Source organism: Sediminihabitans luteus (assembly GCF_002797595.1).
In the GTDB taxonomy this organism is placed as follows: domain Bacteria; phylum Actinomycetota; class Actinomycetes; order Actinomycetales; family Cellulomonadaceae; genus Paraoerskovia; species Paraoerskovia lutea.
In genome coordinates, this window is the sequence record NZ_PGFE01000005.1 from 37,291 (window position 1) to 63,545 (window position 26,255).

Genomic DNA, 26,255 nt, shown 5'->3' on the forward strand with positions numbered 1-26,255 from the left:
CTACCCCTGGAGCTCAACGGTGCTCTGGCCGATCCGGACGGGCGTGCCCGGGCTGATCTGGACGACGCCGGAGATCCTCTTGTCGTGGATGTAGGTGCCGTTCGTGGAGCCGAGGTCCTCGACGTACCACTGGCCGCCCTGCGGGAAGACGCGGGCGTGCCGCGACGAGGAGTAGTCGTCCTCGAGCACGAGCGTGCACCCCGGGGCGCGGCCGATCAGGATGGCCTGCGACGTCAGGGGGATCGTGGTGCCGCGCAGCGCGCCCGTCGTCACGACGAGTCGCGTGGGGCCGGCGCTGCGGGCGGGGGTCGCAGGCGGGGCCGCCGGGGCGGCGGCGACACGCTGCGGGGGAGCGGCGGCCGCGCGCGGGGCCTGGCCCGCGCTGCGTCGTCCGGCAGGGGACGTCGCCGGGACCGGACGCTTGCGGGCGTCCTTGGTCGAGCGGGACCCGAACAGGTCGCGCCGGAGCACGCCCACGACGGAGAGCACGAACACCCACAGCAGCACGAGGTAGCCCAGCCGCAGCAGGGTGAACGTGAGCTCGCTCATACCGGCGGGATCACCACTCCTCGTCTCCGTGGCGCTCGGGTGCGCCCGTCCAGAACATGATGCGTGTACGACCGATGGTCAAGGTGTTGCCGTCCAGGAGCGTAGCGGCTGGAACCTGGTGCCCCTCGACGTACAGGCCGTTGGTCGAGCCGAGATCCGTCGCGACCACGCCGTCGGGCGTGACGCGGATCTCGAGGTGACGGCGCGAGACACCCGCGTCGTCGACCACGATGTCGGCCTCCGCACCACGGCCGATGACCGTGACCGGGCCCGTGAGCAGGTAGCGCTGGCCGTCGATGTCGACCAGCGGGTGGCGCGCGTTGGGCGAGGCCGTGGCCGGCGCCGTGGCGCCGCGCACGCTCGCCGAGCGCAGCTCGAAGCGACCCGGGTGCAGGTCGAGGTTCTCCTCGAAGCTCACGCTCACCGGGCCGACGAACGCGTAGTGCTGGCTCGCGGCGTACTCGGTGACGTTCGTGGCGAGCTCGTCCGCGAGCGTCTCGGCGCCCCACCCCTCGATCTGGGTGAAGTCGTCGCCCGACAGCTCGATCGTGAACTCGTTCGGGGCGACGGTGCGGTCGCGGCCGACGACGGCGGCGCGGTCGTCGACCTCGCGGCGCAGGGCGCTCGCCAGCTCGACGGGCTTGACCTCGCTGCGGCCCACGCGCGCGAACGTGTTGTTCACGACGCGCTCGACGCCCTTCTCGAAGCGGTCCAGGACTCCCATGCCACCTCCCTCCGTTGCAGTGCTCGCGCCGTGCCCTCGGGCACGGCCTCGCGCCCGCGCAGCGCGCAGGCGATCCCCCCGATGGTAACGACCGGCAGGGACGCCAGCCCCCTGGGATGCGGCCCGAGATGTGGAAGTCCTGGGAGTATCCGGAACGGGTGTCGGATATCCACAGTTCCGTGATCGGGCCGTGACCCGCTCGTGATCCCTGGCGAGATGTCGGACGGCGGGTGGGCGGGGTCGCGTCCAGGGCTGTCCGGGGCCGGCCGAGGCGATGCGGGGACCACGCCCGCACCGTGATATCTTTCTACGGCGCGCGCGAGTGGCGGAATGGCAGACGCGCTGGCTTCAGGTGCCAGTGTCCGAAAGGGCGTGGGGGTTCAAGTCCCCCCTCGCGCACAGTGGGGCTGTTGTCGATAGGCAGCCGATGTATTGACGAATCTCCCGTCCGGAGTCATCCGGGCGGGAGATTCGTCGTTTCAGGGGGTCCGATGGCGCCTTGGTCGGCGGATCGAGCGTCCTGAGGTCGCTCGGAGGGGCTCTGCTACCCGGTTTCGCGGGTGATGGGGCGGGTTGGGGCGCGCCGAAGCGTCGGGGCCCGCTGGGTAGTGACGTGGTCGAGCGACGTGATCGGTCAGGGGCCGCGAGTGCGGTAGATCCAGTCGGGGTCGTCCAGGTCAGGCTTCTCGTCGAGCGTGATCTGCCATGGGTCGGGCAGCTCACGCTCGAGGTACCACTGGTGCAGGTGGCGCATGTTGTAGCCGGCGAACGAGTTGAGTCCCTGAAGTGGGGCTCCCCGTTCCCGAAACCCCCGGCCGGTCGATCCGGTCGGGGGTTTCGCCATTCCGTGGGGTCGGTTCGTGTCTGGCGGCATCGCCGGGGATGCCAGACGGCGCGTGGCGCGGTTTCGCGCGGTCGTTCAGCCGCGAAGGTGCGTGGTTGCGGGCACCTGGCGTTGCCCGTGGGCGCGGCGATTCGGCCGAGATCGTCCTCTCCGTCGTTCAGGTCGTCCTCTTGTCCGAGGCGCGCTGCTCGGGCGGAGGGCCGCGTCGGTGACGTCGCCCACGGCGTGTCGAATGCTCGTGCAGGACCGCCTCCCGAGGAAGGAGGTGGCGAGATGACGAAGTCATCGAAGTCGTCGGGTAAGCCCTCGAAGTCTGCACTCTCGAAGGCCGTCGAGGCACTCGGCAGCGTCTCGTCGAGCAAGTAGGCAAAACCTAAGGCCGCCCGACGCTGGGTGAGGGCTGAACCGGTGCACGGGTGGCCTTGAGAGAGCCTCCAACAGGTCCGCACGAGACAGTGTTGCTTTCGTGCCCGTCTGCCGCTAATGTCAGCGAAATCCCGTGAGCAATTCGCAACGATGCATCGGGGCTAGGTCGTGCTCGCTTGGCGGGCACTCGAGGCTGGAGGGCAGCAGTCATTCTAAAGAGAAAGTTCGGCGCCATCGTAGGCGCCGCAGCAATTGGTCTTGGACTGGGCACAGCCCCACCAGCCATCGCTAGCGGGCAAGGCAGCGCCGCCATTGCAATCGATGCGATCGGGGACATCGCTCCGGAGTCCCTCGATGCGGTCGCCACGAACGACGGCGTAGTCGTCTCTGATCCGAGCGGTATGGAGATTCCGAGCGGTATGGAGCCGGGTGAATTCGAGCGGTCTATGGTCGAGAACGCGCTGATCGACCCGACCGATCCGGACAGCGAAATCAAGGTGGATGTTCCCGACGACCCGGCCGACGGGATCACCGTGGAGCAGGCCGGATTCGAGAGTTTCGTCATCGGTCTCCCGAACAGCGATCTCGCTGACGATGCGGAGTACGGTGATCTCGACATTGTGACCTATGACAACAACGACGGGTCAACGACCGTACCCATCCTCAATCCGGATGGAACCGTGCAGATCACAACCGTGATCTCCGGACTCGACGCTCCGACACGGTACACCTATCCGATCAACCTCCCGAAGGGCGGCGAGCTCGTCGACGCCGGCGATGGATACTTTGCCATCCTGCAAGCCGACGCGACTCCCCTAGCAATGATCGAACCTGCCTGGGCTCTCGATGCGGACGGAAACGACGTCAATACCCACTATGAGATCGAAGGGAATTCTCTAGTCCAGGTTGTGGAGCACGGAGCGGGGACCGCGTATCCCGTCGTTGCTGACCCTGCAGTGGTGGGAAAGTACATCAAAAAATTCACTATTACAGAGAAGTCAAATGGCTTCACATTCGGCGTCTATCCGGTTAACGCCTGGAATGTTACGGTGAGTCCAGACGAGTACTATGCGGAGTACAAGCTGTACGTCAACTCCCACTATGAGGGGCAGAAATACTACGACCAAATCAGGTGCCACTGGGACTTCGCACCCTTCAAGACCCCGTGGAACATCGATTCCTGGCGTCCGAACGTTGGGTACGCCAAGACCGTTCTGGCCAAGTGCAACCCGTGACGAAGACGTCGAGAGCACGCCGACCGTGGAAGCTGCTCATGATCCTCGGCGGTTGCCTAATGGTCGCAGCGGCAGCTGCTGCGATAATCGAGGGGTACGCGTCAGACGCGCAGGAGCGCGTCGGTAGCTCGGTCCTCGACTTGACCCTCGCGGTCGTGTCCGTTCTCGTCACAATTGTTGGGGCAATTGGATACGCCCGGTCGAACAGGATCGAGCGCACCGCGTCCCAGGGCCACGAACACAACGGTGAACCAGGGTCTGACAGGTAGGTGATGGACCCTGGCGGACCGAGGTGCCCTTCTGGATGTACCCGTCAGGAGGTTTAGTGACAGTTCGGGCGGCGGGGGTAGGTGAGGTCCTCCCTCTTGTCAACCGGAATGGCACCAACCTCCTGGCAGGGTATGCCTAGCCGGTGCATCCGCCTGGCTGCCCTCACCTCGGCGTACGGGGTCCGGGACTTGCCGAAACCGCCCACAGTGAGAGGGCTTCGTTCCGAGGCTGTCAGCAAGTGAGAGAGGCCCCGACCGGGAACCCGGTCGGGGCCCCTCTCGTCGGCAAGGGCAGAGGAACTCCGAGTCCGCGGGGCAGGCCGGCCCTCGCGTCGTGGCACCGGTTGCAGTACCCGCGGTCGAGGGGGACCGTCAGCGAGGGAAGCGCGTCCGGCGCGCCCCGCAGTCCCCGCCCACCGAGGGAGAAGACGTGCCGTACGCGCCGAAGGACGCCACCCCCACCACCGCCGCCACGAGCGAGCACGCACGCGTGCTCTACGCGCTCGACGACGTCGAGGACTTCGACACCGCCCGTCGAGGAAAGATCGCGGACATCCCCGCGGGCAAGGTCCTGCTCGACGACGGGAGCGTCGCGTACGACGAGTCGACGCTCGCGTTCCTGGACGACGACGCCGCGCGCAGCCCCGACACGGTGAACCCGAGCCTGTGGCGCCAGTCGCAGGTCATCCACGAGCCCGGGCTGTACAAGGTCGTCGACCGCCTGTACCAGGTCCGGAACAACGACATCGGGAACCGCACGATCGTCGAGGGAGACGACGGACTGGTCGTCATCGACTGCACGACGGGCGTCGAGGTCGCGCAGCAAGGCCTGGCGCTGTTCCGTGAGCACGTCGCGGACAGGCCCGTCGTCGCGGTGATCTACACCCACACGCACATCGACCACTACGGCGGGGTCAAGGGAGTCGTCGACGAGGCCGACGTCGCCTCGGGGAAGGTCCCGATCATCGCGCCCGGGACGATCGCGTCGTTCGACAAGTTCGCGATCGGGGAGAACGTCGTCGCGGGCAACGCGATGAGCCGGCGCGCTGCCTACGCGTTCGGGAACCTCCTGGTCAACGACGCGCAGCAGATGATCACCTGCGGCATCGCATCCATCGGTGGGCACGGGATCACGGTCTCCTACATCTCACCGGCGGACCCGATCACCGAGACCGGACAGGTGCGCTCGATCGCCGGGCTGACGTTCGAGTTCCTCTACGCGCCCGACACCGAGGCGCCCGAGGAGATGCACATCTGGATCCCCGAGCTCAAGGCGCTCACGTGCGCCGAGAACGCGAATCAATCGCTGCACAACATCCAGACGCTCCGCGGCGCACGCACGCGCGACGCCCGGAACTTCGCGCGGTACCTCGACGAGACGATCGTGCGCTGGGGTGACGAGGTCGAGGTGCACTTCGGCCCCACACATGGCCGGTCTGGGGCAACGCGAAGGTCGTCGCCTTCCTGGAGTCCCAGCGCGACACCTACAAGTACATCCACGACCAGGCCCTGCGGCTCGCGAACAAGGGATACACGCCCCTCGAGGCCGCAGCGGTCGTCGAGCTGCCCGAGGCGCTGCGCCGGCAGTGGTTCAACCGGGGCTACCACGGCACGCTGCACCACAACGTGCGGGCGGTGTTCACCAGGGAGCTGGGCATGTGGGACGGCGACCCGGTGTCGCTGCACCCCCACACCCCGGTCGACACCGCGGCGCGTTACGTCGCAGCCTTCGGGCGCGACGCGATCCTCACCGAGGGGCGCCGCGCGTTCGACGAGGGCGACTACCGCTGGGCGACGCAGATCCTCCACCACCTCGTCTTCGCCGATCCGGACGACCGTGAGGCCAAGAACCTCCTGGCCGACGCCTACGAGCAGCTCGGATACCAGGCGGAGGGTCCGCAGTGGCGCGGCATCTACCTCACGTCGGCGCGCGAGCTGCGCGAGGGAGTGATCTCCGCGCGGTTCGCGAGCGGCAGCCCCGACACGATCGCGGGGATGCCGATCGACATCCTGCTCGACTACGCCGCCGTGCACGTGATCGGCGAGAAGGCCGCCGATGTCGACGTGCGGTTCGACGTGGAGTTCACCGACCGGGAGGAGATCTGGTCGGTCCGAGTCGCGACCGGCGTGCTCAACGCCCGCTCCGGGGCGTCGACCACCGCTCCGCTCACGGTCCGTGCCCAAAGCGCTTGCCGCCGCCGTGGTCTTGCAGCCCGCGGCGGCGACACGGCTCGCGACGGCAGGGAAGGTGACGCTCGACGGAGACACCTCGGTGCTCGACGCCTACGCGGCGGTGCTCGACGAGTTCGACCCGAACTTCCCGATCGTCACCCCGTAGCGGCCGGCGGGACGCCCTCGGGGGCCGGGCGACACCCGGTCCTCCGAGGGCGTCGCGCCGTCAGTCGAGGGCCACGACGTCGGGAAGGGTCCAGGACTTGTCGAAGAGCGCGCTCGTGGGCCCGTAGAAGCGGACGAGGATCTCCAGGCGGCGGTCGGGGTGGCTGGGGAGCCAGTTCGACGCACCGCCCTCGGGCGGCGTGGGACCGACGTGGAGGTCGACCGACCCGTCGTCGTTCGTGCGGAGTCCCGGGGTGGTCGACGCGCGGCTCGCGTACGGGACCTCGCGCACGAGGGCGTGCGTCTCCCGGTCGTACGCGGTGGCCGACCAGTAGAGCTCGACCGGCGGGTCGGCCGGGACGGTCAGACGGTAGTGGCGGCTGCCCTCCAGCGGTCTGCCGTCCGCGTCGCGGATGCTAATCAGGTAGAACTGGCCGGCGCCCGTGTGCTTGATGCCCGAGAAGGCCCAGTAGTACGCGCCCCCGCGGGCGTCGACGGGTACGAGTCCGGGGCGTCGAACCCCGTGCTCGCCGCCTTGACGAGCTCCGGCGAGGCGGGGAGCGCCCACCCGGTGCCGGGGATGAAGGGCGTCGCGAAGAACGACACGTACTGTCCGTCGAGCCACTCCCGGGCCTCGCCCGCAGCGTCGGACAGCGCGGCGCGCGTCTCGTCGTCCGGCGCGAACGTGGTGCCCTTGGCGATGCCGAGCGAACGGAGCACGTCGATCATGACCCGGTCACGTTCGAGCCACGGCTGGTGCTGGACGAAGTCGGCGAGGACCTCGAAGAAGCTGACGTCGTAGGCGATCGTCGCGTCGAAGTCCGCGTCCGCCGCGTCGACGAACACCGTGTCGGCGGGCGCGCCGGCCTCCGACAGCGGGTAGACCGCCAGCTGCTTGCCGTAGGCGACGGCGGCCTCGACGTCGGAAGCCTCGCCGCTCGCGATGCTGGAGCGCAGCAACGCGTAGCCGACGTCGACCTCTGACCGGAGCGGGACGTAGCCCGGGGGCACGTCGCCTTCGAAGGCCGGGGGAAGGATCAGGTAGCGACCTCCGGCGCCCTGGTCGACGCCGGCCTTGCCGACGTCCTCCAACGGGACCTGCCACCCGTCCATCACCGACCCGATGATGGCCGCACCGTCGTCCGTGGCGGCCGGGATCTCCAGCACGACGGGTCCCTGGCTCACGTCGTAGAACGGCATGAAGTAGATCGCGTCCGGGTTCGGGGTCAGCGTCTGGTTGCGCCAGTCCAGCAGCCGCGACCAGTACACGACCTGGTTCGGCCCGCACCCGAGGCGCTCGGCGGCGTCCCGCATCAGCGCGTAGTTCACGGCAGGGATGCCCCACGCCGCGGCGTCGACCCCGCGGCGCCGGACGGTCCTCGTGTGCCGCTCGTCGTTCGCGCTCGCCATCGTCCGACGCTTCGTCGTCGCCGTCGTGTGCTCGTCACGATAGGCGCGGGACGAAGGCCCGGCGCGGCGGGGCGTGGCCGGTGCGCGGGCCGGTCGTGCTCACGTGTCCGGGGCGGGCCTGGCGGACACGTGCGGACACCGCGCGCCCTCGAGTCGAGGCGCACTTCAAGGAGTCGTCGTGAAGGATCCGGACGGGCCTGATCGCGGACCTTCGATCAGGTGGATCCCAGCGGGACGACGTACGGGGCGCGGGAATGCGCGAGCTGTTGACCCACCCGAGTGACGGCTGCCCTTCACGCTGGTTGAGCGTGTCACGACGATTGGCGCCATCGACCGCGAGCAGTCCTCGCTCCGGGCGGGAGTGTGTTTCGCGTCCCGGGGCAAGGCTCGGACCGGCTGCAGCTCGTCAGTGTCGCCTGACGAGCGCGCGCGCGGCCGTGTGCGTGGTTGCCCTAGGGTTCGGCTCGCCGGACAGCCGAACCCACGTGGAGGACGTCGTATGACCAGGTCAGTGCAGCTCGTCGTGAGAGCGGTGGTGCTCGCCGGCATCGCGCTGGGTGCGGCCGGGTGCAGCGCCGGGGCCGCGGACGTGCGGGCCGACGGTCCCGCTACGGCGACGGGCACGGCGACGGCCGGCGGAGGCACGCCGGTGTCGGCGGCGCCGGACGGGGGCTCCTCGCCCGAGAAGCGGGAGCCCGGGCAGGGGGAGGAGCTCGAGATCGTCGAGTCGGCTGCCTGGCCGGGCGAGATGGGCGACCTGGCCTATGCCGTCGTGGTCGAGAACCCCTCGGACGAGCTCGCCTACTTCTCGTCAGGCTTCGACATCTCGGTCATGGGCGTGGACAACCAACAGCTCGACGCGTCGACCACCTACGTCACCGTCGCCCCAGGAGCGCGTACCGCGATCATGGGAGGGTTCAGCGACATCTACGGCCGCGGCGCGACGTACCTGATGGTCGACACGCCCGAGGTCGCGACGGTGGTGGAGCCTGGATCCGTCGGCTACTACGAGGTGCTGGACGCGGAGATCATGACCCGCGCCGACGGCCGCACCGGCATCTCCGGCTCGGTCGTCTCACACTTCGCCACGGATCAGGAGCACTTCGGGGTGGCCGCGGTGCTGCGCGACGCCGACGGGGAGATCGTCGACGCGGCCGGGGGATTCGTGCTCGCCGAACCGGACGGGCCGGTCCTCGACACGTTCGCGCCCGGCACGACCGCTTCCTACTGGGTGGACCTCGACGTCGACGGGGCAGCAGACCTGGTGCCCGAGGTCTTCGTCGTGCCGGCCGGTACCGGGCAGGGACCGAACCAGTAGCAGGACCGCTTGAGCTTGGCGGCCAGCGGTCGGCGTTGGGTCGTGGTCAGCGACACCGGCGCGGTCAGGCCATGAGGCACCCGGGATTATCACGAGGTGCGCCTGAAAAGTCCATAGTCTCCTGGGGTTGTCACCCGGTAAGCGCTGTCCTACGATCGAGAAACCGGTTACTCGCCACGTATGGACTGTTTCGTCGAGTTCCTCCCCAGCGCCGGGGTGGGCTCGGCAGGCGAACCCGAGCGACGTCGTCCGAGGAGGTGCGACGCCCCACGGGAGGAATGGTCCCGACGCGAGGGGCCGGCGCGAGAGCTGGACGACCGCCCGCACCGACGCGGAGCGGCCGACGTCGGCCGTGCTCAGAGCCGACCGACGGACGGTACGTACCACCGCACTGCCCGGAACCGAAAGGTTCCTCTTCAACGACGAAGTGAGGCACACGATGAGACGACCAGTCGCACGACGACTGCTCGCAGCGAGCACCGCGATGTCCCTGGCGGCCGTGCTCGGCGTGACAGCACTGACCACGACCGCGCAGGCGGCGGTCACGGGCACCGCGACCGGGTTCGCGACCCAGAACGGCGGCACCACGGGAGGTGCGGGCGGGCAGACCGTCCGCGCCACCACGGGCACGCAGATCCACGCGGCGCTGTGCAACCGCGCCAGCAGCGACACCCCGATCACGATCGAGGTCGAGGGAACGATCAACCACGGCAACACCGCGAAGGTGTCCGGCGACAGCTGCAACACCGCGGCCGGCGTGATCGAGCTCAAGCAGATCAGCAACGTCACGATCGTCGGCGTCGGCTCCGGCGCGACGTTCGACCAGCTCGGGATCCACATCCGGGACTCGCAGAACATCATCATCCAGAACGTGACCGTCAAGAACGTCAAGAAGTCGGGCTCCCCGACGTCGAACGGCGGCGACGCGATCGGCATGGAGTCCGACGTCAGCAACGTCTGGGTCGACCACGTGACGCTCGAGGCGTCGGGCGGGGAGTCGGCGGGCTACGACGCCCTGTTCGACATGAAGGCCGGCACCAAGTACGTGACATTGTCCTACAGCGTGCTGCGCAACTCGGGCCGCGGTGGCCTCGTCGGGTCGAGCGACAGCGACCTGCAGAACGGTCCGGTGACGTTCCACCACAACCGCTACGAGAACATCGACTCGCGCACGCCGCTGCTGCGCGGCGCGACGGCCCACATCTACGACAACTACTACGTGAGCCTCAACGAGTCGGGCATCAACCCCCGGGCCGGCGGCAAGGCGAAGGTCGAGAACAACTACTTCAAGGACTCGAAGGACGTGCTCGGCACGTTCTACACCGACCTGCCGGGCTTCTGGCAGGTCTCGGGCAACGTGTTCGACAACGTGACCTGGTCGCCCTCCGAGGACGAGTTCAACCCGGCCGGTCCGAACCCCACGTCGACGACGTCGATCAGCATCCCGTACGCGTACAAGCTCGACGCGGCCAGCTGCGTCCCGGCGATCGTCACCGCGACCGCCGGTGCGGGCAAGGGCATGAAGGTCTCGGACGGCTCGTGCAGCCCGACGACGCCGACGCCCACCCCGACGGCGTCGCCCACCGCGACCCCCACGGCGTCGCCCACCGCGACCCCGACGGCCACGCCCACGGCTCCGCCCGCGACCGGCGCGATCTACGCCGCCCCGAACGGCAGCGCGAGCGCTGCCGGCACCCTCGCGGCACCGACCACGATCGCCGCGGCGATCGCCCGTGTCGCCCCGGGCGGGGAGATCTACCTGCGCGGCGGCACGTACGCGCTGACCGACACGATCACCATCGAGCCGGGTAACGACGGCAAGGCCGGCGACCGCACGCTGCTCGCCGCCTACCCCGGCGAGAAGCCGGTGCTGGACTTCTCGGCGCAGGCCGAGGACCCGGCGAACCGCGGCCTGGCCATGGGCGGTGACTTCTGGCACGTCCGCGGGATCGTCGTCCAGCACTCGGGCGACAACGGGATCCTGGTCGGTGGCAGCGACAACGTCGTCGAGCGGGTCGTCACGCGGTTCAACCACGACACGGGCCTGCAGATCGCCCGCCTCGTCGCCGGCGCGCCGAAGGCCGACTGGCCGGCACGCAACCTCGTCGTGAGCAGCGAGTCGCACGACAACGCCGACTCGGACGGCGAGGACGCGGACGGCTTTGCGGCCAAGCTCACCGTCGGTGAGGGCAACGTGTTCCGCGACGACGTGTCGCACAACAACATCGACGACGGCTGGGACCTGTACGCCAAGACCGAGACCGGCCCCATCGGCGTCGTGACCATCGAGAACTCGCTCGCGTACGAGAACGGCACGCTCACGGACGGCTCGCAGGCCGGCAGCGGCGACCGCAACGGCTTCAAGCTGGGCGGGTCCGGGATCAAGGTCGACCACGTGATCCGCAACTCGATCGCGTACGACAACGGCCACCACGGGTTCACGTACAACAGCAACCCGGGCTCGATCACGGTCGCGGGCAACGTGGGCATCGGCAACCTCGAGCGCAACTTCGCGTTCGACCAGGGCACCCACGTGTTCAGCGGGAACCTCTCGTGCGACGGCGGCTCGAACGACAAGACCGTCGGCACCGACGCGGGTGGTAACCAGTTCTTCTCGGGGTCGGACGCCGCAGCCTGCGCCGCGTACGACGGCGCCCTCGCGTGGTCGTTCGGCTCGAACGGCGCGCTGAACGTCTCGTTCGGCGGCGAGCCCGTCGACCCGACGGACCCGACCGACCCGCCCGTCGACCCGACGGACCCGCCGGTCGACCCGACCGACCCGCCCGTCGACCCCCAGCCGTCGGGCACGAACCTGAGCCTCGGCGCGGGGTCGGACGGCTCGAGCAAGGCGAGCGGCACGAGCTACGGGGCCGTGCGTGACGGCGACCTCGCGACGTACTGGTCGCCCAACGGCTCCACGGGAACGATCTCGATCAAGTGGGGCACCGCGACGCGCGTCTCGTCGGTCGTCATCCGCGTGGCCTCGGGCGGCGGCTCGCTCGGGTCGTGGCGCCTGGTCGACAACGACACGGGCGCGGTGCTGAAGACCGGCAGCGGCGCGGGCACGGCGACGTTCCCCGCGACGTCGACCAGCAAGATCAACCTCGAGATCACGAGCGCGTCGGGCACGCCGCGCATCGCCGAGCTCGAGACCTACGGCGGCTGACGCCGCACGTGTGACGTCGCCGCAGCGCACGAGCCCCCGGCCGGGAACTCCCGACCGGGGGCTCGTGCGTGCGACCGGTCAGGATCCGAGAAGCGTGCGCGGCTCGGGATTCCTAGCCTGGACGCAGCACCACGGCGGGAACGGCCCGCCGGCCGTGCACCGAGGAGGCGACGATGGCAGGGGACGGGTTCAGCGCGGACGAGCGCGCGGCGATGAAGGAGCGTGCCGCCGAGCTGCGGGCCGAGGGCAAGAAGGGTGCGAAGAAGGCCGACGAGCTGCAGGCCCTGCTCGACAAGGTCGCCGAGATGGAGCCCGACGACCGCCTGCTCGCCGAGCGCCTGCACGCCGTGGTCGCGCAGCACGCGCCGGGGCTCTCGGCCAAGACCTGGTACGGCATGCCCGCGTACGCGACACCTGCAGGCAAGGTCGCGATCTTCTTCCAGCCGGCCGCGAAGTTCGGCTACCGGTACGCGACGATCGGGTTCCAGGAGGACGCCCACCTCGACGACGGCGACCTGTGGCCGACGACGTACGCGGTGCTCGCGTGGACGCCCGAGGTCGAGCGGCGCGTGGTCGATCTCGTGGTGCGGGCCGTCTCCTGACGGCGTGGGGCGCGTGCCGGCTCAGGTCGACGCGCGCACCGTGAGCGTGGGCCGCAGCACCTCGTGCTGGTCGTCGGTGCGCCCCCCGAGCCGCTCGACGAGCAGCGCGACGGCGCGCGCCCCCATGCGTTCGCGCGGCTGGTTGACGCTCGTGAGCCGGGGTCGGGTGCGGCGCGCGAGGGCCGAGTCGTCGTACCCGACCACGGCGAGGTCGGCCGGGACGCGCAGCCCGCGGTCGAGCGCGTGGTCGATCACGTCGAACGCGGCGACGTCGTTGCGGGCGAACACGGCGTCGTAGCCGTCGTGGATCGCCTCGTCGAGGGCGTCCTGGAGCGCGGGGCCGCCGGGGGAGCGGTCGACGACGCGGACGACGTCGGCGAGCCCGTGCCGGGACATCGCGGCCTCGTAGCCCCGGCGTCGTGCCAGGGCCGCCGGGCGGCGTCCGCCCGTGACGTGCGCGACGCGGGTGCGGCCTGCGGCGACGAGGTGGTCGACCGCGAGGGCCGCGCCGAGCTCGTCGTCGTTGGTGACCGAGTCGATGCCCTGCACGGGGGCGTGGCTGCGGCCGACCATGACGAGGGGCGTGCGGCGTGCGGCGGCCGCGAGGTGCTCGTCCTCGAGCCACGAGCTGATGACCACGAGGCCGTCGACGTTGAGGCCCGTGAGCGTGTCGAGGTGCTGCGCGAGGCGCCCACGGTCGCGCGACCCGTGCACGAGCAGGACCGACAGGCCGTGCGCCTCGGCGGCCTCCTCGACGCCCGCGACGATCTCGGTGTGGTACGGGTTCTCGAGGCTCGAGATGACGACGCCGAGCAGGTGCGTGCGCCCCTGCACGAGGCCGCGCGCGAGCACGTTCGAGCGGTAGCCGAGCTCGTCGGCGATCACCTGGATGCGCTCGCGCGTGCGCTCGCCGACGCCGGGGTCGCCGCGCAGGGCGAGCGACACGAGGGACTTGGAGACGCCGGCGCGGGCGGCGACGTCGCGCAGCGTGGGACGGGGGGTCACGGCCCCATCCTGGCACGTCTGCGGGTCCGGACTGGAACGTTCCAGATCGTCGACCGCCGTTCATCCGCGCGTCGCCCGCCGGACCGTCGGGGGTCGCGGTCCGTCCCTAGCGTCGTCGTCCGTGACCACTGACCTGCCGACCCTGCCCCGCCCCGCGGACGTGCTGCCCCTCGGGCTGCGCACGCGACCCGACGCCCTGCTGCTCGACTTCGGCGGCGTCGTGTTCGAGACGACCAAGCGCCCCGAGGCGCTGCGGGGCGTCGCGGCCGAGCTCGCCGACGAGCTCGCCCGCGCGGGCCACGACGTCCCGGCCGACCGGCTGCACGACGTGCTCGCGGGCGGACTCCGGGCGCTCAAGGACTGGAAGAACGCGGCGAGCCGACGCCTCGAGCCCGCCGAGCTCGACCACCGCACGATCGTGCGCGAGTTCCTCTGCTCGCCGCTGCCCGCACCGCAGCGCGAGGTGCTCGCCGGCAGCGCCGGGAGCATCCTGCAGCGCCTGACCGCCGAGCTCTCGGAGCACGTCGTGCGGCCCGGGATCCTCGAGCTCCTGCGCACCGCCCAGGAGCTCGGCGTGCGCCTCGGCATCGTCTCGAACGCGCACTCGGGCCGCGCGCACCGCGCCCTGCTCGACGCGCACGGCCTCGCCGACGCGTTCGGCGTGCAGGTCTACTCCGACGAGGTCGGGCTCCGCAAGCCGCACCCCGGGATCATCGACCTCGCGGCGCAGGCCCTCGGGACGACGTCCGCGCGCACCTGGTACGTCGGGGACACCCAGGACAGGGACGTCGTCGCCGGACGACGTGCGGGCGTCAGCGCCGTCGTCCTGACCCGGCACCACCGGACCGACACGCCGCCCTACCCCGTCGACGAGCGCGCCGACGCGGTGCTCGACACCCCCGCAGGGCTCGTCGCGCTGCTGCGCGACGCCGTGCCCGCCGTCCGCGCTGTGCCCGCGGTGCCCGGCAAGCCCGCAGCGTCCGTTCCCGCAGCGGCACCGGCAGGGTCCGCGAGCGCGTCCCCGTGCCCCACCCCGCCCTCGGCGCTGCTGCTCGACCACGGGGGAGTGCTGGTGACGTCCGTCCCCGAGGACGCCGCCCGGCGGGCCTTCGCCGCGCACCTGGCCCACCGCCTCACCGTCGCCGGGTACCCGGTCGACGCCGACGCCGCGCTCGCCGCGGTCGACGCGGGCCGCGCGCGCCACAAGGCGTGGAAGCTCGAGAACGAGGCCGCGCACGCGCCCGGGTGCGTGCCCGAGATCGACGCCACGACCTACTGGGTCGACCTCGTCGGCCCCTCGCTCGTCGCGCTCGGGCCGGGCGTGCCCGCGTGGCTGCGCTCCGAGGCGCACGCGCTCATGGTCGAGCACGCGCGCAGCAAGAGCACGCCCACGCTGCGCCCCGGGGTGCGCGCGCTGCTCGAGCACGCCCGCGCGCAGCGCGTGCCCGTCGCGATCGTGTCGAACACCGTGTGCGGCCGGGCCGTGCGCGAGGAGGTCGAGCGGTTCGGCCTCGGCCACCTCGTGGGCGTGCACGTCTACTCCGACGAGCTCGGCGTGCGCAAGCCCGACCCCGCCACGGCGCGCGCCGCGCTCGCGGCGCTCGGCGTCGACCCGGCGTCCGCGTGGTTCGTGGGCGACAAGCCCCACCGCGACGTCCTCGCCGCGCGCGGCGCCGGGGTCGGGACCGTCGTCCTCGTCCGGGGCGGGTCGACGCCCGACGACGTGCTCGACGCCCTCGACCCGGCGCTCGCGCCCGACCACCTGGTCACGGAGGTCGACGAGCTGCTCGACCTCTGGGCCGCCACGACCCCGGCCCGCTCGCGGTGAGCGGGACCGGCCGCACGACCGTCCGACACGACAGAGCGACACCACAGGAAGGCACACCATGAGCCGCTCGCCGATCCCGGCCGCGACCGGAACGACGCCCGACCCGACGACGTCCGGAACCACGACCACCGACCCGGCGCCCGGGACGCCGACCCCCGAGCCCCGACGCAGGATCCGCCTGCCGCACGACCCCGACGGCATCTCGAGCGCGCAGAAGCTCATGATCCTGGTGCTGTCGATGACGCTGTTCGGCGTCGCCGACATCGTGACCGAGCTCGTGCCGAGCATCGAGGTCGGCCCGCTCGAGCTCGAGGTCGCCTACTTCGCGTTCATCCCCGTCGTGCTCGCCGCGCTGTTCTGCCCCCTGTGGGTCGCGATCGGCGCACCGCTCGGCGAGATGGTGTTCTCCGACATGATGCTCGGCGACTTCTCGGGGCTCGGCGAGCTCGAGGGGTTCCTGCAGCTGTTCGTCGGCATCTACGTCGCGGGGTGCCTCGTCAAGGACCCGCGCCGGCCCGCCCAGCTCGTCGCCGCGGCGCTCGCGCTCGTGTCGATCGACAAGGTCAGCTCGGGGCTGATCGACGTCGCCAAGGTCGTCGTCGGGATCGACCCCGAGACGCTCGAGGAGTCCGACGGCCTGCTCCGCGCCGTGATCGTCTCGGAGGGCCTCGAGCTCGTCATGGCGCTCGTCATCACGGGCGTGCTGTTCGGCGCGCTGCCCGCGATCTGGCTCGCGCCCCGCCTCTACGGCACCATCGAGCCGCTCATGGGCCTGCGCCCGCGCGACCCCCAGAACCCGCCGCGGCTCGTCGGGCCTCGCGGCGTGCCGTTCTGGGTCATGGCGCTGCTCGGGATCCTCGGCGCGGTCGCGCTCGGGATGCTCTCGCAGTGGGAGGAGTTCGTGGGGCGCGACGAGGGCGTCACGACCGTCGGCGCGTTCGAGCCCGACTTCGTCGACCGGTACGGCGACGGGTTCCTGTGGGTCGCGCTCGCCGTGGGCGTCGCGGCGCTGCTCGCCGTCGTCGTCCTGATCGCCGTGGTGCGCGCCCGCCGCAAGGACGCCCGCTGATGGCCCCGCCGACCGCGGCCGTCGAGGTGCGCGGCCTGACCTTCCGCTACCCGGGCGCCGCGCACGACACGCTGCGCGGGGTCGACCTGCGGATCGAGGCGGGCGACTTCGTCGCCGTGGTCGGCGGGAACGGCTCGGGCAAGACGACGCTGTGCAAGGCGTTCAACGGGCTCGTGCCCCACTTCTGGAGCGGCGACCTCACCGGGACCGTGCTCGTCGACGGGCGCGACACGGCCGACCTCTCGGTCGCCGAGCTCTCGCACCACGTCGGGTACGTCTACCAGGACTTCGGCAACCAGCTCGTCCGCCCCACGGTGCGCGACGACGTCGCGTTCGCGCCCGTGAACTTCGGCCTCGCCGACTGGCGCGAGCGCACCGACGAGGCGCTCGAGGCGCTCGGCATCACGGCCATCGCCGACCGCTTCACGTGGCAGCTCTCGGGCGGCCAGCAGCACCTCACGGCGCTCGCGGGCGCGCTCGCGCTGCGCCCCTCGGTGCTCGTGGTCGACGAGCCCGTCGCCGAGGTCGACCCGGCCCGCGCCGCCGAGATCTACGAGCGGCTCGCCTGGCTCAACCGCACGCTCGGCACCACGGTCGTCGTGATCGAGCACCACGCCGAGCTCGTCGCGCGCTACGCGCGCTCGGTCGTGCTCATGGCGGACGGCGCACCGGCCTGGCACCTGCCCGTGGCCGAGGCCCTCGCCCGCACCGACGACCTCGCCGCCGCGGACATCCCCGCGCCGCAGGTCACGGCCGTCGCACGGGCGTTCGCACCGACCGGCCCCGTGCCCCTGACGGTCCCGCAGACCGTGCGGTGGCTCGAGGAGCGCGAGGTCGGGCCGCGGGTGGCCGGCCGTCCGGGCGGGGAGGCGCCGGAGGTCGAGGTCGGGGCCGGGGCGCGCCCGGGCGGGGAGGTCGCGTCCGTGCCGGACGAGCCCCGCGTCGTCGCGCACCTCGAAGGGGTCGGCCACGGCTACCGGGCCGTCTCCGGACCGCGCACCGAGGTGCTCACGGGCATCGACCTCACGCTCCGCGAGGGCGAGCGGGTCGCCCTCGTGGGGAGCAACGGCGCGGGCAAGTCGACCCTGCTCACGCTGCTCGCGGGGCTCGCCGTGCCGCGGGCGGGCGTCGTGCGCGTCGACGGGACCGACACGCGCGACGTGAGCGCGGCCGAGCTCGCCGACACGGTCTGCTACCTGTGCCAGCGGCCCGAGGAGATGTTCCTCCAGGACTCGGTGCGCGCCGACGTCGCGATGCACCCCGCCGGACGACGCGTGGCCGGGACGACCGAGCTCGTCGAGGAGGTGCTCGAGCGCATGCAGCTCGGTGACGTCGCGCACCGCGACGGGCGCCTGCTCTCGGGCGGGCAGCAGCGCCGCGCGACGCTCGCCGTGGGGCTCGCGATGCGCCCGCGCCTGCTGCTGCTCGACGAGCCCACGTCGTCGCTCGACCTGCGCAGCCGCGACGACGTGATCGCGATGCTCACGGCGCTCGCCGAGCACATCCGCTGCACGGTCGTCGCGACCCACGACATGCACCTCGTGGCCGAGTGGGCCGACCGCGTGATCGTGCTCGACGGCGGCCGGGTGCTCGCCGACGCGACGCCGGCCGAGCTGTTCGCCCGCCCGGACCTGCTCGAGCGGGCCCGGCTCGTGCCCCCGCAGGTCACGCAGCTCGGGCTCGCGCTCGGCCTCGACCCCGTGCCGCTCTGCGTCCCCGACCTCCTGCGCCGCCTGACCCCCCGCACCCCGACCACCGCAGGAGCCCCCGCATGACGGCGCAGCCGACCCTCGCCCCGATCGACGCCCCGAGGCCCGCGCCGAAGCCCGCGCCGAGGAGCGCGCCGAAGGGCCGCCGCCGCGGCGACGGCGACGGACTCTCCGTCGAGTGGGTCAAGCTCGAGCTCATGCGGGTCGCGTACGCGACCCGCGGCGGGTTCCTCGCGCACCGTGACCCGCGCGCGGTGCTCGGCTGGTACGTCGTGTGCGGCGTCGCGCCCTGGCTCACCTACTCGACGACCGTGCTCGCCCTGCTGTTCGTGCTCGCCCTCGGCGCGGCGCTCGCGGCCCGGATCGGCCCGCTCCTGCTCGGGCTGTTCGCGCTCGGCCTCGCGGGCCAGGCGGTCTACGTGCTCGCGCTCGTGTGGTTCCTGGGCGGCGACCCCACGGCGATCGAGGGCATCGTCACGATCCAGCTCAAGCTCGGCGCGGTCTCGCTCGTGAGCATGGCGGCGTTCGTCTCGCTCGACCCCGAGAAGCTCTCGGACGCGCTGCTCGCGCTGCGCGCACCCGCGGTGCTGGGGTTCGGGGTGAGCTACGGCTACCGCATGGTGCCGCTGCTGATCGACGAGTTCCACACGATCATCGACGGGCACCGGCTCCGCGGGGCACCCGCCCGCGGGCACGGCCTGCTCGGGTGGCGGACGGCGCGTCGCGTCGCGGTCATGACCGTCCAGGCCTTCTACCCCCTCATGCTCAACGCGGCCAAGCGCACGCGCACCACCGTCGAGGCGCTCGAGACGCGCGGGTTCACGTACGCCGCGCACGACGACGCGGGCCGGCGGATCCGACTCGCGCACCTGCGGATCGGGGTCGGGGACGTCGTCCTGCTCGTCGTCAGCGTCGCCGTCGTCGTGGCCGCGTTCGTGGTCGGGGCGGCGTACCCGGGCGTCCTGGGCTGACGGGCGTCACCCCGCGGTGACGGTCGCCCCGGTCGCGGCGCGGAGGTCGTCGAACGTGACCCCGGGGGCCAGCTCGCGGAGCACGAGCCCGTCGACCCGCACGTCGAGCACGCCGAGATCGGTGATCACGCGGTCGACGACACCCTGCCCGGTCAGGGGGAGGTCGCACCGTTCGACGAGCTTCGGTTCCCCGTCCCGTGCCACGTGGTCCATGAGGACGACGACACGGCGTGCGCCCGCCACGAGGTCCATCGCCCCGCCCATGCCCTTGACCATCTTCCCCGGGATCTGCCAGTTCGCCAGGTCGCCCCGGGCCGAGACCTGGAGCGCCCCGAGGACCGCGACGTCGACGTGCCCGCCGCGGATCATCGCGAAGGAGGCCGCCGAGTCGAAGCAGCTCGCCCCGGGAGCCGCCGTGATCGTCTGCTTCCCGGCGTTGACGAGGTCGGCGTCCTCGTCCCCCGGCTCGGGGTAGGGGCCGATCCCCAGGAGCCCGTTCTCGCTCTGCAAGGTCACGTGGACGCCCGGGAGCAGGTGGTTCGCGACGAGCGTCGGGATGCCGATGCCGAGGTTGACGTAGTCGCCGTCGCGCAGCTCGGTCGCGGCGACGGCCGCCATCTGGTCTCGTGTCCAGGGCATGTCAGGAATCTCCGTTCCGCGGCGGCACCAGGCTCGGCCGCTCCCGCAGGGTCAGCTTCTCGATGGGGCGCGGCAGGTCCGTCGTGACGAGGCGCTTCACGTGGATCCCGGGCGTCATGACGTCGTCGGGGTCGAGGTACCCGTCGACGTCCGGGTCGAGCAGGTGCTCGACCTCGGCGACGGTGACGAAGGAGGCGGTCGCGACGAGCGGGTTGAAGTTGCGCGCGGTGAGGCGGTAGCGGAGGTTGCCGGCGGCGTCGCCCGTCGCCGCGTGCACGAGCGACAGGTCGGCACGGATCGCGCGCTCCAGCAGGAAGGTCCGGCCGTCGACGTCGATGGTCGGCTTGCCGTCGGCGACGGGCGTGCCCACGCCGGTGGGCGTGCAGAACGCCGGGATCCCCGCGCCACCCGCCCGGAGCCGTTCGGCGAGCGTGCCCTGGGGGACGAGCTCGACCTCGAGGTCCCCGTCCAGGTATCGCCGGGCGAAGAGGCGGTTCTCCCCCACGTACGAGGCGACGACCTTGGCGACCTGGTCGTTCTCGAGCAGCAGGCCGAGGCCCTGGCCGTCGGTCCCCATGTTGTTCGACACCACGGTCAGACCGCGCACGCCCGTGTCCCGCAGCGCCTCGACGAGCGCGAAGGGCACGCCGCACAGGCCGAAGCCGCCGACGGCCACCGTCATGCCGTCGTGCACGACTCCTCGCAGCGCCTCGGCCGCCGTGTCGCGCAGCCGTCCCGCCGCGCTCATCGTCGGCTCCCGCCCGGCGTGCGGGGCTCGTCGACCGTCGCCCGGGCCCGGCGCCGGGCCGGAGGGACCACGGGGACGTCGGCGAGGGCCGGGCCGGCGACGACGCGGTTCTCGGTCGCCCCGATGCCCTCGACCGTGAGCCGCACGGTGCTCCCGGGGGTGAGCGGCGGCGGTTCGAGCGTGCCCGTGCGGCTCCAGATCTCGGCGAGGCAGCCGCCGTTGCCGCACGTGCCCGAGCCGAGCACGTCCCCGGGGCGCACCCAGGTGCCGCGCGACGCGTAGGCGATCATCTCCTCGAACGTCCAGGACGCGTTCGACAGCAGGTCGTGCCCGACGCGACGCCCGTCGACCTCGGCCGACAGCTCGAGCGCGAGGTGTCCGTCGGCGCCGCGGTGCTCCTCGAGCTCGTCCGCGGTCACGAGCCAGGGCCCGAGCGTCGTCGCGAAGTCCTTGCCCTTGGCGGGGCCCAGGTTGACCTGCATCTCGCGGGACTGGAGGTCGCGCGCCGACCAGTCGTTGAAGACCGTGTAGCCGAAGACGTGGTCGCGCGCCGCACGCGGGGAGAGGTTCGTCCCCGCCCCGGTCACCACCACGGCGACCTCGAGCTCGAAGTCGAGGCGCGACGACCCGGGCGGGACCGCGACGTCGTCGTGCGCACCGACGAGCGACGCCGGGTTCGTGAAGTAGAACGTCGGCGCCTCGTACCAGGCGTCGCCCACGCCGGCGTCGCCCACCATCGCCTCGACGTGCTCCTCGAACGCGACGAAGTCCCGGATCGAGCCGGGGAGCAGCGGCGGTGCGAGGCGGACGTCGGAGACGTCCGTGGCGGTGGACCATCGGCACGCCCAGTCCGCCGCCTCCCGGGCGGCGGCCAGCCCTGCGGCGGCGAGGCCGAGCACGGTCGTGCCGTCGCGCAGGTCGTGCAGCCGCTCCTGCCCGGGCGCGCCGACGACGACGGCGTCCCGGGCCTCGGCGTCGGTGCTCCCTGCGGCCGTGGTGTAGCGCGCGAACCTCATGCCCGCTCCGTGACGATGGTCGAGACGCGGCGCATGAGCCCGGGCACGTCCGCCTCGGCCGGCGGCGTGCGGTCGAGCATCCACTCCGCGATCTGCACCGACGCCTCGACGACCGCGCGGGCGCGCGGGGCGCGTCGCGTCGCGTACCGGGTCAGCAGCTCGTCGTCCAGGACGTCCGCCGCGACGAGGAGCTCGGCGAGCACGGCCGCGTCCTCGAGCGCGAGCGCGGCCCCCTGGGCGATGGTCGGCGGGCACGAGTGGGCGGCGTCGCCCACGAGGACGACGTTGCCGCGGTGCCAGGGGCCGTCGACGACGTGGTGCTCGAACCGGGCGTAGTTGACGTGCGTGTCGTCCCCGAGGCTCTCGCGGATCTCGTCCCACGGGCCGTGGTACGAGCTCGCGAGGTCGCGGAACGTCGCGACCTGCTCGCTCCGGGCGAGCCCGGACCGGTCCTGCGCGTCCTCGACGAGGTAGGCGTACATCTCGTCGGGGCCGGTGGGGCAGTACCCCGCGATGTAGCAGCGTCCTCCGTAGGTGAGGTCGGTGCGGACGACGTCGGCCGGGCGCGGGACGTAGGCGCGCCAGATGCCCATGCCGACGCTCCGGGGCTCGGTGTCGACGTCGATCGCGCGACGGGTCCACGAGTGGATGCCGTCCGCTCCGACCACGAGGTCGAACCGCCGGTCGGCCGCGCTCGAGAACGACACCACGACGCCGTCGGCGTCCTGCGTCAGGTGCGTCGGGCTCGTGTCGAAGGAGACCTTCGCGCCGACCGCGGTCGCCCTGTCGAGCAGGAGGCGGGCAAGGACGGGGCGGGGCACGCCGAGCGTGGCCGGCAGGTCGGGGCCGCCCGTGCGCACGTCGGGGATCTCGGCCACCACGGGTGCGTGCGGGCCCGGGGCGCGGATCCCGACCGAGTCGAAGGCGTACCCCGCCGCCTGGAGCGGTTCCCACACGCCGAGCTCGCGCAGCACGCGCAACGCGTTGCCCTGGAGCGTGATGCCGGACCCGGTCTCGGGGAACTCCGGGCGGGACTCGACGATCTCGACGTCGACACCTGCCTGGGCGAGCAGGATCGCGGTCGCGCAACCGGCAGCGCCGGCTCCGACGACGAGGACTGAACGGACTGCGGGCATCGTTGCCACACCTCCATGTCGGGCTGAAGAACGGACGGTCGATCTGTTGGTGGAACGGTCGGGCGGTCGGCGGGCTACTTCAGCGCGACCGGGTTGAGCGGCGCGCCGACGGCCCCCGTGACGGGCAGCGGTGCGGCGACGAGGAGGAACTCGTAGCGGCGGTCGGCGGCGCAGTCGGCCGCGAGCTCCTCGAGGTCCCACATCTCGCCGACGAACAGCCCCATGTTGGGGATGACCACCTGGTGCAGCGGCTGGAAGGCGACGTCGAACTCGTTGGGACGCACCTCGAAGCCCCACGTGTCCGTCGCGACGGCCGCGACGTCGTGCTCGTGCAGCCAGTCGGCGGTCGTGAATGACAGACCGGGGGCGGGTCCGCCGGCGTACTCGCCCCACCCCTCCCGCAGGGTCCGCCCGTACTGGCCCGTCCGGACGACGAGGATGTCCCCGGGGCCGACCGACGACGTCGGGCCCTGGGCCTCGACGGTCGCGTCGAGGTGCTCGGGGGTGATCGCGAAGCCGTCGGGCAGCTCGCCACCCTGCCCGGCGACGTCGACCCCGAGGGCCCTGCCGACGTCCAGGAGCACGGCGCGACCCACGAGGTCGGCGGCGACGGTCTCGATCCCCGTGACGCCGTCACCTGCGGACGTCACGACCTGTCCGGCCGGCCGGCCGTTCCAGGCGCGCCCGTGGTCGAAGATGTGCCCGAGCCCGTCCCACTGGGTCGAGCACTGCAGCGGCATGGCGATCACGTCGTCCGCGCCGCCGAGGCCGTGCGGGAACCCCTGGATGCCGAGCTCGGCCTCGGTCCCCGTGTCGAGCATGGTGTGCACCGGGTTGGTGCGACGCCGCCAGCCGCGCTGCGGCCCGTCCATGTCGAACGGTTGCGCCAGCGAGAACGTGGCGCCGCGGCGCACGAGCGCGGCGGCACGTCGTCGGTGCTCGTCCGTGATCAGGTTGAGCGTCCCCTTGACGTCGTCGGGGCCCCACCGGTCCCAGTTCGAGCAGCGGGCGGCGGCTGCGGCGATGGCGCCCTCCGGGTCCGACCGGTCGAGCGCGGCGGCCGCGCTCACGCGACCACCCCGCCGAGGCGTTCCGCGACCCAGTCCGCGATCAGGTCGGTCGCGACGGACCCGTTGTCGACGCTCGAGTGGGCCGACCCGCCGGTGCGCTCGGTGAAGACGACGAGCTCGCGGTCGGGCGACGCCGTGAGCTGGTCGTACGTGCGGTGGGCGTACTCGAGCGGGATCTGCCGGTCGTTCTCGCCGTGGGTCACGAGGAACGGCACCGTGATGCGGTCGAGGACGCCGTCGAGGTGGACGTGCTCGGCGATCTCGAAGAACTCCTCGACGTCGCCGGCGCCCCACACCCACTGCACGTGCTCCCAGTAGTGCGGGACGGGTCGCTCGCCCTCGCGGGCTCGCCGTGCCTTCTGGACGGCGCGCCAGTCGTGGTTCGCGCCCCAGGCGACGCCCAGGGCGAAGCGCGGCTCGAACGCCACGGCTCGCGGGGCGAAGTAGCCACCGAGGGACACGCCGAGCAGCCCGACCCGTTCCGCGTCGACGTCCTCGCGGGCGGCCATGTGCTCGTAGACGACCGAGGCCCACCGTTCGGCGTCCGCGACCGCATGGAGGTCGTGGAGGCGCAACGCCTCGCCCGTGCCGGGCTGGTCGATGCACAGGCTCGACACCCCGCGGGCGGCGAGCTTCGCCCCCGGACCGGTGCGGTAGAGCATCTCCTTGGTGCTGTCGAGGCCGTTGACCTGGACGAGCAGGGGCGCGGGCCCGTCGTGGCGCGACCCGTCGGGATCGAGCGCTCGGGTCAGGATCCCGGACAGGTGCCCGCCCTCATAGGGGATCTCGACGCGCTCGGCGTTCTCCTCGGCGAGCGCCACGCCCTGCGCGAACGTCGCGAGGAACTTGGCGTACAGCGCGACGCGGGGTGCGTGCCCGGCCGCCTGCATGCGTTCCGCCGTGAGGAAGTAGGTCGCGGCACGACCGAGCTTCTCGCCGGCCGAGAGCCTCCGCCCGCGGGACTCGTCCTCGGCCGCGAGCTCGACGAGGGTGTCGCCCTGACGCTCCCACGCCTCCATGAGCGCCGGGGTCCCGGCGTCGTCACCCTGCGCGGCGGCGTCGAGGAGGGGCCGGCAGACGGCGTCCACCTCGCCGATGCGGGCACCCATCTCCATCGCGAGGTTCACGGACAGGTTCCACACGTAGTTGCCGGGGAAGTACGCGAACACCGGGATCAGCCCTGTCCGTGGCGCGCGTAGGGGTTCACCAGGGCGTCCTCCGTGCCGGGCAGGATCCCCTCCTCGGTCGCCGAGGGCTTGCCCGCGTCGGGCGGGAAGCACTCGGTCATGGACATGGGCATGGCCGAGTTGCGGTAGATGCTGTTGGACCCGGTCGAGGGCTTCCAGGTGTTCGCCTGCCAGTCGGGCACGTAGTTGCGGTAGCCGCCGGTGTTGAGCTCGACGCGCATGCCGCCGGGCTCGCGGAAGTAGAGGAAGGACTGCTCGCCGATCCCGTGGATGGACGGGCCGTACTCGATCGCGGCGCCGTTCTCCATCAGGACGTCGGCCGAGACGAGGAGCTCCTGCACCGAGTCGGTCCAGAACGCGATGTGGTTGACGCGTCCGCCGAGCGTCGACGAGTCGAGGACCACGCCGAGGTCGTGCGACTTCTCGTTCGTGGTGAGCACGCTGAACACGGTGACCTCGGCGTGGTCGAGCTCGGTGAACGCCATGACGCGGAACCCGAGGACCTCGCTGTACCAGGCGGCGAACGCGCGGACGTCGGACGCCGCGATCGTGACGTGGTCGAGGAACCGCGGGGCGGCGGCGTGCGAGCTGCGACGCTCGGGGCGGTCGGGGAACACCGACGCGAGCTCGGCGGGGGCGGAGTGCCGGGGCAGGTCCCAGCAGAGCTCCATGGTGTGGCCGAACGGCCCGGTGAACTGGAACGACCGACCGTGGCCCTGGCGCTCGTCGTGCCAGACGCCCTCGACGCCCTTCGCCCGGACGCGGGTGGCGGCCTCGTCGAGCGCGTCCTCGCTCGCGGCGCGCCAGGCCATGTTGACCAGGGCGGGCTGCTCGCCCGGGGACACGACGAGGCTGTACGGGTAGTAGTCGCCCCAGCAGCGCAGGTACGTCGTGCCGTCGTCGTCGCGCCCGACGGGGCGCAGGCCGAACTGCTTCTCGAAGAACGCGGCGGTCGCGTCCACGTCGGGGGAGGCGATCTCCAGGTGGGAAAGGTGGGCCAGAAGGTTCGTCATTGAACTGTCCTCTCGGATCGGGTGCGTGCCCGCGCGACGCGTCC

At 71.9% G+C, this 26,255-nt stretch carries 20 protein-coding genes, 1 tRNA gene and 2 pseudogenes; 11 read left to right on the forward strand and 12 right to left on the reverse strand.

Going from position 1 to position 26,255, the window contains the following annotated elements; all coding sequences use genetic code 11:
- Together CLV28_RS13065 and CLV28_RS13070 are read right to left on the reverse strand one after the other, a co-directional pair.
- The gene (locus CLV28_RS13065; RefSeq protein WP_100423788.1) at positions 1-549 is read right to left on the reverse strand and encodes an FHA domain-containing protein FhaB/FipA; all 549 of its coding nucleotides are present in this window, start codon (positions 547-549) and stop codon (positions 1-3) included.
- Between the two features lie 10 nt (positions 550-559).
- A complete protein-coding gene (locus CLV28_RS13070; RefSeq protein ID WP_100423789.1) occupies positions 560-1,273 on the reverse strand; it encodes an FHA domain-containing protein in 714 nt (237 codons plus the stop codon).
- 316 nt (positions 1,274-1,589) lie between these two features.
- Here CLV28_RS13070 and CLV28_RS13075 point away from each other — a divergent pair.
- The 4 genes and pseudogenes from CLV28_RS13075 (at position 1,590) to CLV28_RS16350 (ending at position 6,325) form a co-directional block, all read left to right on the forward strand.
- Positions 1,590-1,672: transfer RNA gene (locus CLV28_RS13075), tRNA-Leu, on the forward strand.
- Between the two features lie 987 nt (positions 1,673-2,659).
- Positions 2,660-3,718: a DUF2599 domain-containing protein gene (locus CLV28_RS16110; protein ID WP_239073168.1), complete on the forward strand. Its 1,059-nt coding sequence runs from the start codon at positions 2,660-2,662 to the stop codon at positions 3,716-3,718.
- Between the two features lie 921 nt (positions 3,719-4,639).
- Positions 4,640-5,221, forward strand: a pseudogene (locus CLV28_RS16345) (MBL fold metallo-hydrolase); the annotation flags it as partial.
- Positions 5,222-5,562: 341 nt separating this feature from the next.
- A pseudogene (locus CLV28_RS16350) lies at positions 5,563-6,325 on the forward strand (alkyl sulfatase dimerization domain-containing protein).
- 60 nt (positions 6,326-6,385) lie between these two features.
- Here the strand turns inward: CLV28_RS16350 and CLV28_RS16120 are convergent.
- On the reverse strand, positions 6,386-6,778 hold the full coding sequence (locus tag CLV28_RS16120) for a DUF1214 domain-containing protein (RefSeq protein WP_239073181.1): 393 nt from the start codon (positions 6,776-6,778) through the stop codon (positions 6,386-6,388).
- Positions 6,745-7,734 (reverse strand): DUF1254 domain-containing protein, encoded by a 990-nt coding sequence (locus tag CLV28_RS13095; protein ID WP_203968135.1) that lies wholly within the window; start codon positions 7,732-7,734, stop codon positions 6,745-6,747. Before CLV28_RS13095 ends, CLV28_RS16120 begins: the two co-directional genes overlap by 34 nt.
- A 499-nt stretch (positions 7,735-8,233) precedes the next feature.
- On the opposite strand from CLV28_RS13095, the gene CLV28_RS13100 reads away from it, so the two are divergent.
- The 3 genes from CLV28_RS13100 (at position 8,234) to CLV28_RS13110 (ending at position 12,820) form a co-directional block, all read left to right on the forward strand.
- Positions 8,234-9,052: a hypothetical protein gene (locus CLV28_RS13100; RefSeq protein WP_157802646.1), complete on the forward strand. Its 819-nt coding sequence runs from the start codon at positions 8,234-8,236 to the stop codon at positions 9,050-9,052.
- Positions 9,053-9,491: 439 nt separating this feature from the next.
- The gene (locus tag CLV28_RS13105; protein WP_100423792.1) at positions 9,492-12,218 is read left to right on the forward strand and encodes a pectate lyase family protein; all 2,727 of its coding nucleotides are present in this window, start codon (positions 9,492-9,494) and stop codon (positions 12,216-12,218) included.
- A gap of 173 nt (positions 12,219-12,391) precedes the next feature.
- Complete coding sequence (locus CLV28_RS13110) at positions 12,392-12,820, forward strand: hypothetical protein (RefSeq protein WP_100423793.1); 429 nt, start codon at positions 12,392-12,394, stop codon at positions 12,818-12,820.
- Positions 12,821-12,841: 21 nt separating this feature from the next.
- On the opposite strand, the gene CLV28_RS13115 is transcribed toward CLV28_RS13110, so the two are convergent.
- A complete protein-coding gene (locus tag CLV28_RS13115; RefSeq protein WP_203968136.1) occupies positions 12,842-13,825 on the reverse strand; it encodes a LacI family DNA-binding transcriptional regulator in 984 nt (327 codons plus the stop codon).
- A 121-nt stretch (positions 13,826-13,946) separates the two neighbouring features.
- Between CLV28_RS13115 and CLV28_RS13120 the strand changes: the two genes are divergently transcribed.
- From CLV28_RS13120 to CLV28_RS13135, 4 genes are read left to right on the forward strand one after another with little or no spacing between them, the layout of a single operon-like run.
- A complete protein-coding gene (locus CLV28_RS13120; protein WP_203968137.1) occupies positions 13,947-15,653 on the forward strand; it encodes an HAD family hydrolase in 1,707 nt (568 codons plus the stop codon).
- A 58-nt stretch (positions 15,654-15,711) separates the two neighbouring features.
- Entirely contained in the window at positions 15,712-16,722 is a 1,011-nt protein-coding gene (locus tag CLV28_RS13125) for a DUF8171 family membrane protein (protein ID WP_100423795.1), read from the forward strand.
- Positions 16,722-18,497, forward strand: a complete 1,776-nt coding sequence (locus tag CLV28_RS13130; protein WP_100423796.1) for an ABC transporter ATP-binding protein — start codon at positions 16,722-16,724, stop codon at positions 18,495-18,497. The genes CLV28_RS13125 and CLV28_RS13130 overlap by 1 nt, the downstream gene beginning before the upstream one ends.
- Entirely contained in the window at positions 18,494-19,402 is a 909-nt protein-coding gene (locus tag CLV28_RS13135; protein ID WP_100423797.1) for an energy-coupling factor transporter transmembrane component T family protein, read from the forward strand. Before CLV28_RS13130 ends, CLV28_RS13135 begins: the two co-directional genes overlap by 4 nt.
- A gap of 6 nt (positions 19,403-19,408) precedes the next feature.
- Here CLV28_RS13135 and CLV28_RS13140 read toward each other — a convergent pair whose 3' ends face one another.
- The 7 genes from CLV28_RS13140 to CLV28_RS13170 form a co-directional block, all read right to left on the reverse strand.
- Positions 19,409-20,041: a CoA transferase subunit B gene (locus CLV28_RS13140; protein ID WP_100423798.1), complete on the reverse strand. Its 633-nt coding sequence runs from the start codon at positions 20,039-20,041 to the stop codon at positions 19,409-19,411.
- 1 nt (position 20,042) lies between these two features.
- A complete protein-coding gene (locus CLV28_RS13145; protein WP_100423799.1) occupies positions 20,043-20,789 on the reverse strand; it encodes a CoA transferase subunit A in 747 nt (248 codons plus the stop codon).
- Positions 20,786-21,805 (reverse strand): fumarylacetoacetate hydrolase family protein, encoded by a 1,020-nt coding sequence (locus CLV28_RS13150; RefSeq protein ID WP_100423800.1) that lies wholly within the window; start codon positions 21,803-21,805, stop codon positions 20,786-20,788. Before CLV28_RS13150 ends, CLV28_RS13145 begins: the two co-directional genes overlap by 4 nt.
- Positions 21,802-22,941, reverse strand: a complete 1,140-nt coding sequence (locus tag CLV28_RS13155) for an FAD-dependent monooxygenase (protein ID WP_100423801.1) — start codon at positions 22,939-22,941, stop codon at positions 21,802-21,804. Before CLV28_RS13155 ends, CLV28_RS13150 begins: the two co-directional genes overlap by 4 nt.
- Positions 22,942-23,015: 74 nt before the next feature.
- Complete coding sequence (locus CLV28_RS13160; RefSeq protein WP_100423802.1) at positions 23,016-24,011, reverse strand: cyclase family protein; 996 nt, start codon at positions 24,009-24,011, stop codon at positions 23,016-23,018.
- Positions 24,008-25,180 (reverse strand): alpha/beta hydrolase family protein, encoded by a 1,173-nt coding sequence (locus CLV28_RS13165; RefSeq protein ID WP_100423803.1) that lies wholly within the window; start codon positions 25,178-25,180, stop codon positions 24,008-24,010. Before CLV28_RS13165 ends, CLV28_RS13160 begins: the two co-directional genes overlap by 4 nt.
- A 5-nt stretch (positions 25,181-25,185) precedes the next feature.
- Positions 25,186-26,211, reverse strand: a complete 1,026-nt coding sequence (locus tag CLV28_RS13170) for a VOC family protein (protein WP_100423804.1) — start codon at positions 26,209-26,211, stop codon at positions 25,186-25,188.
- Positions 26,212-26,255: the final 44 nt, after the last annotated feature.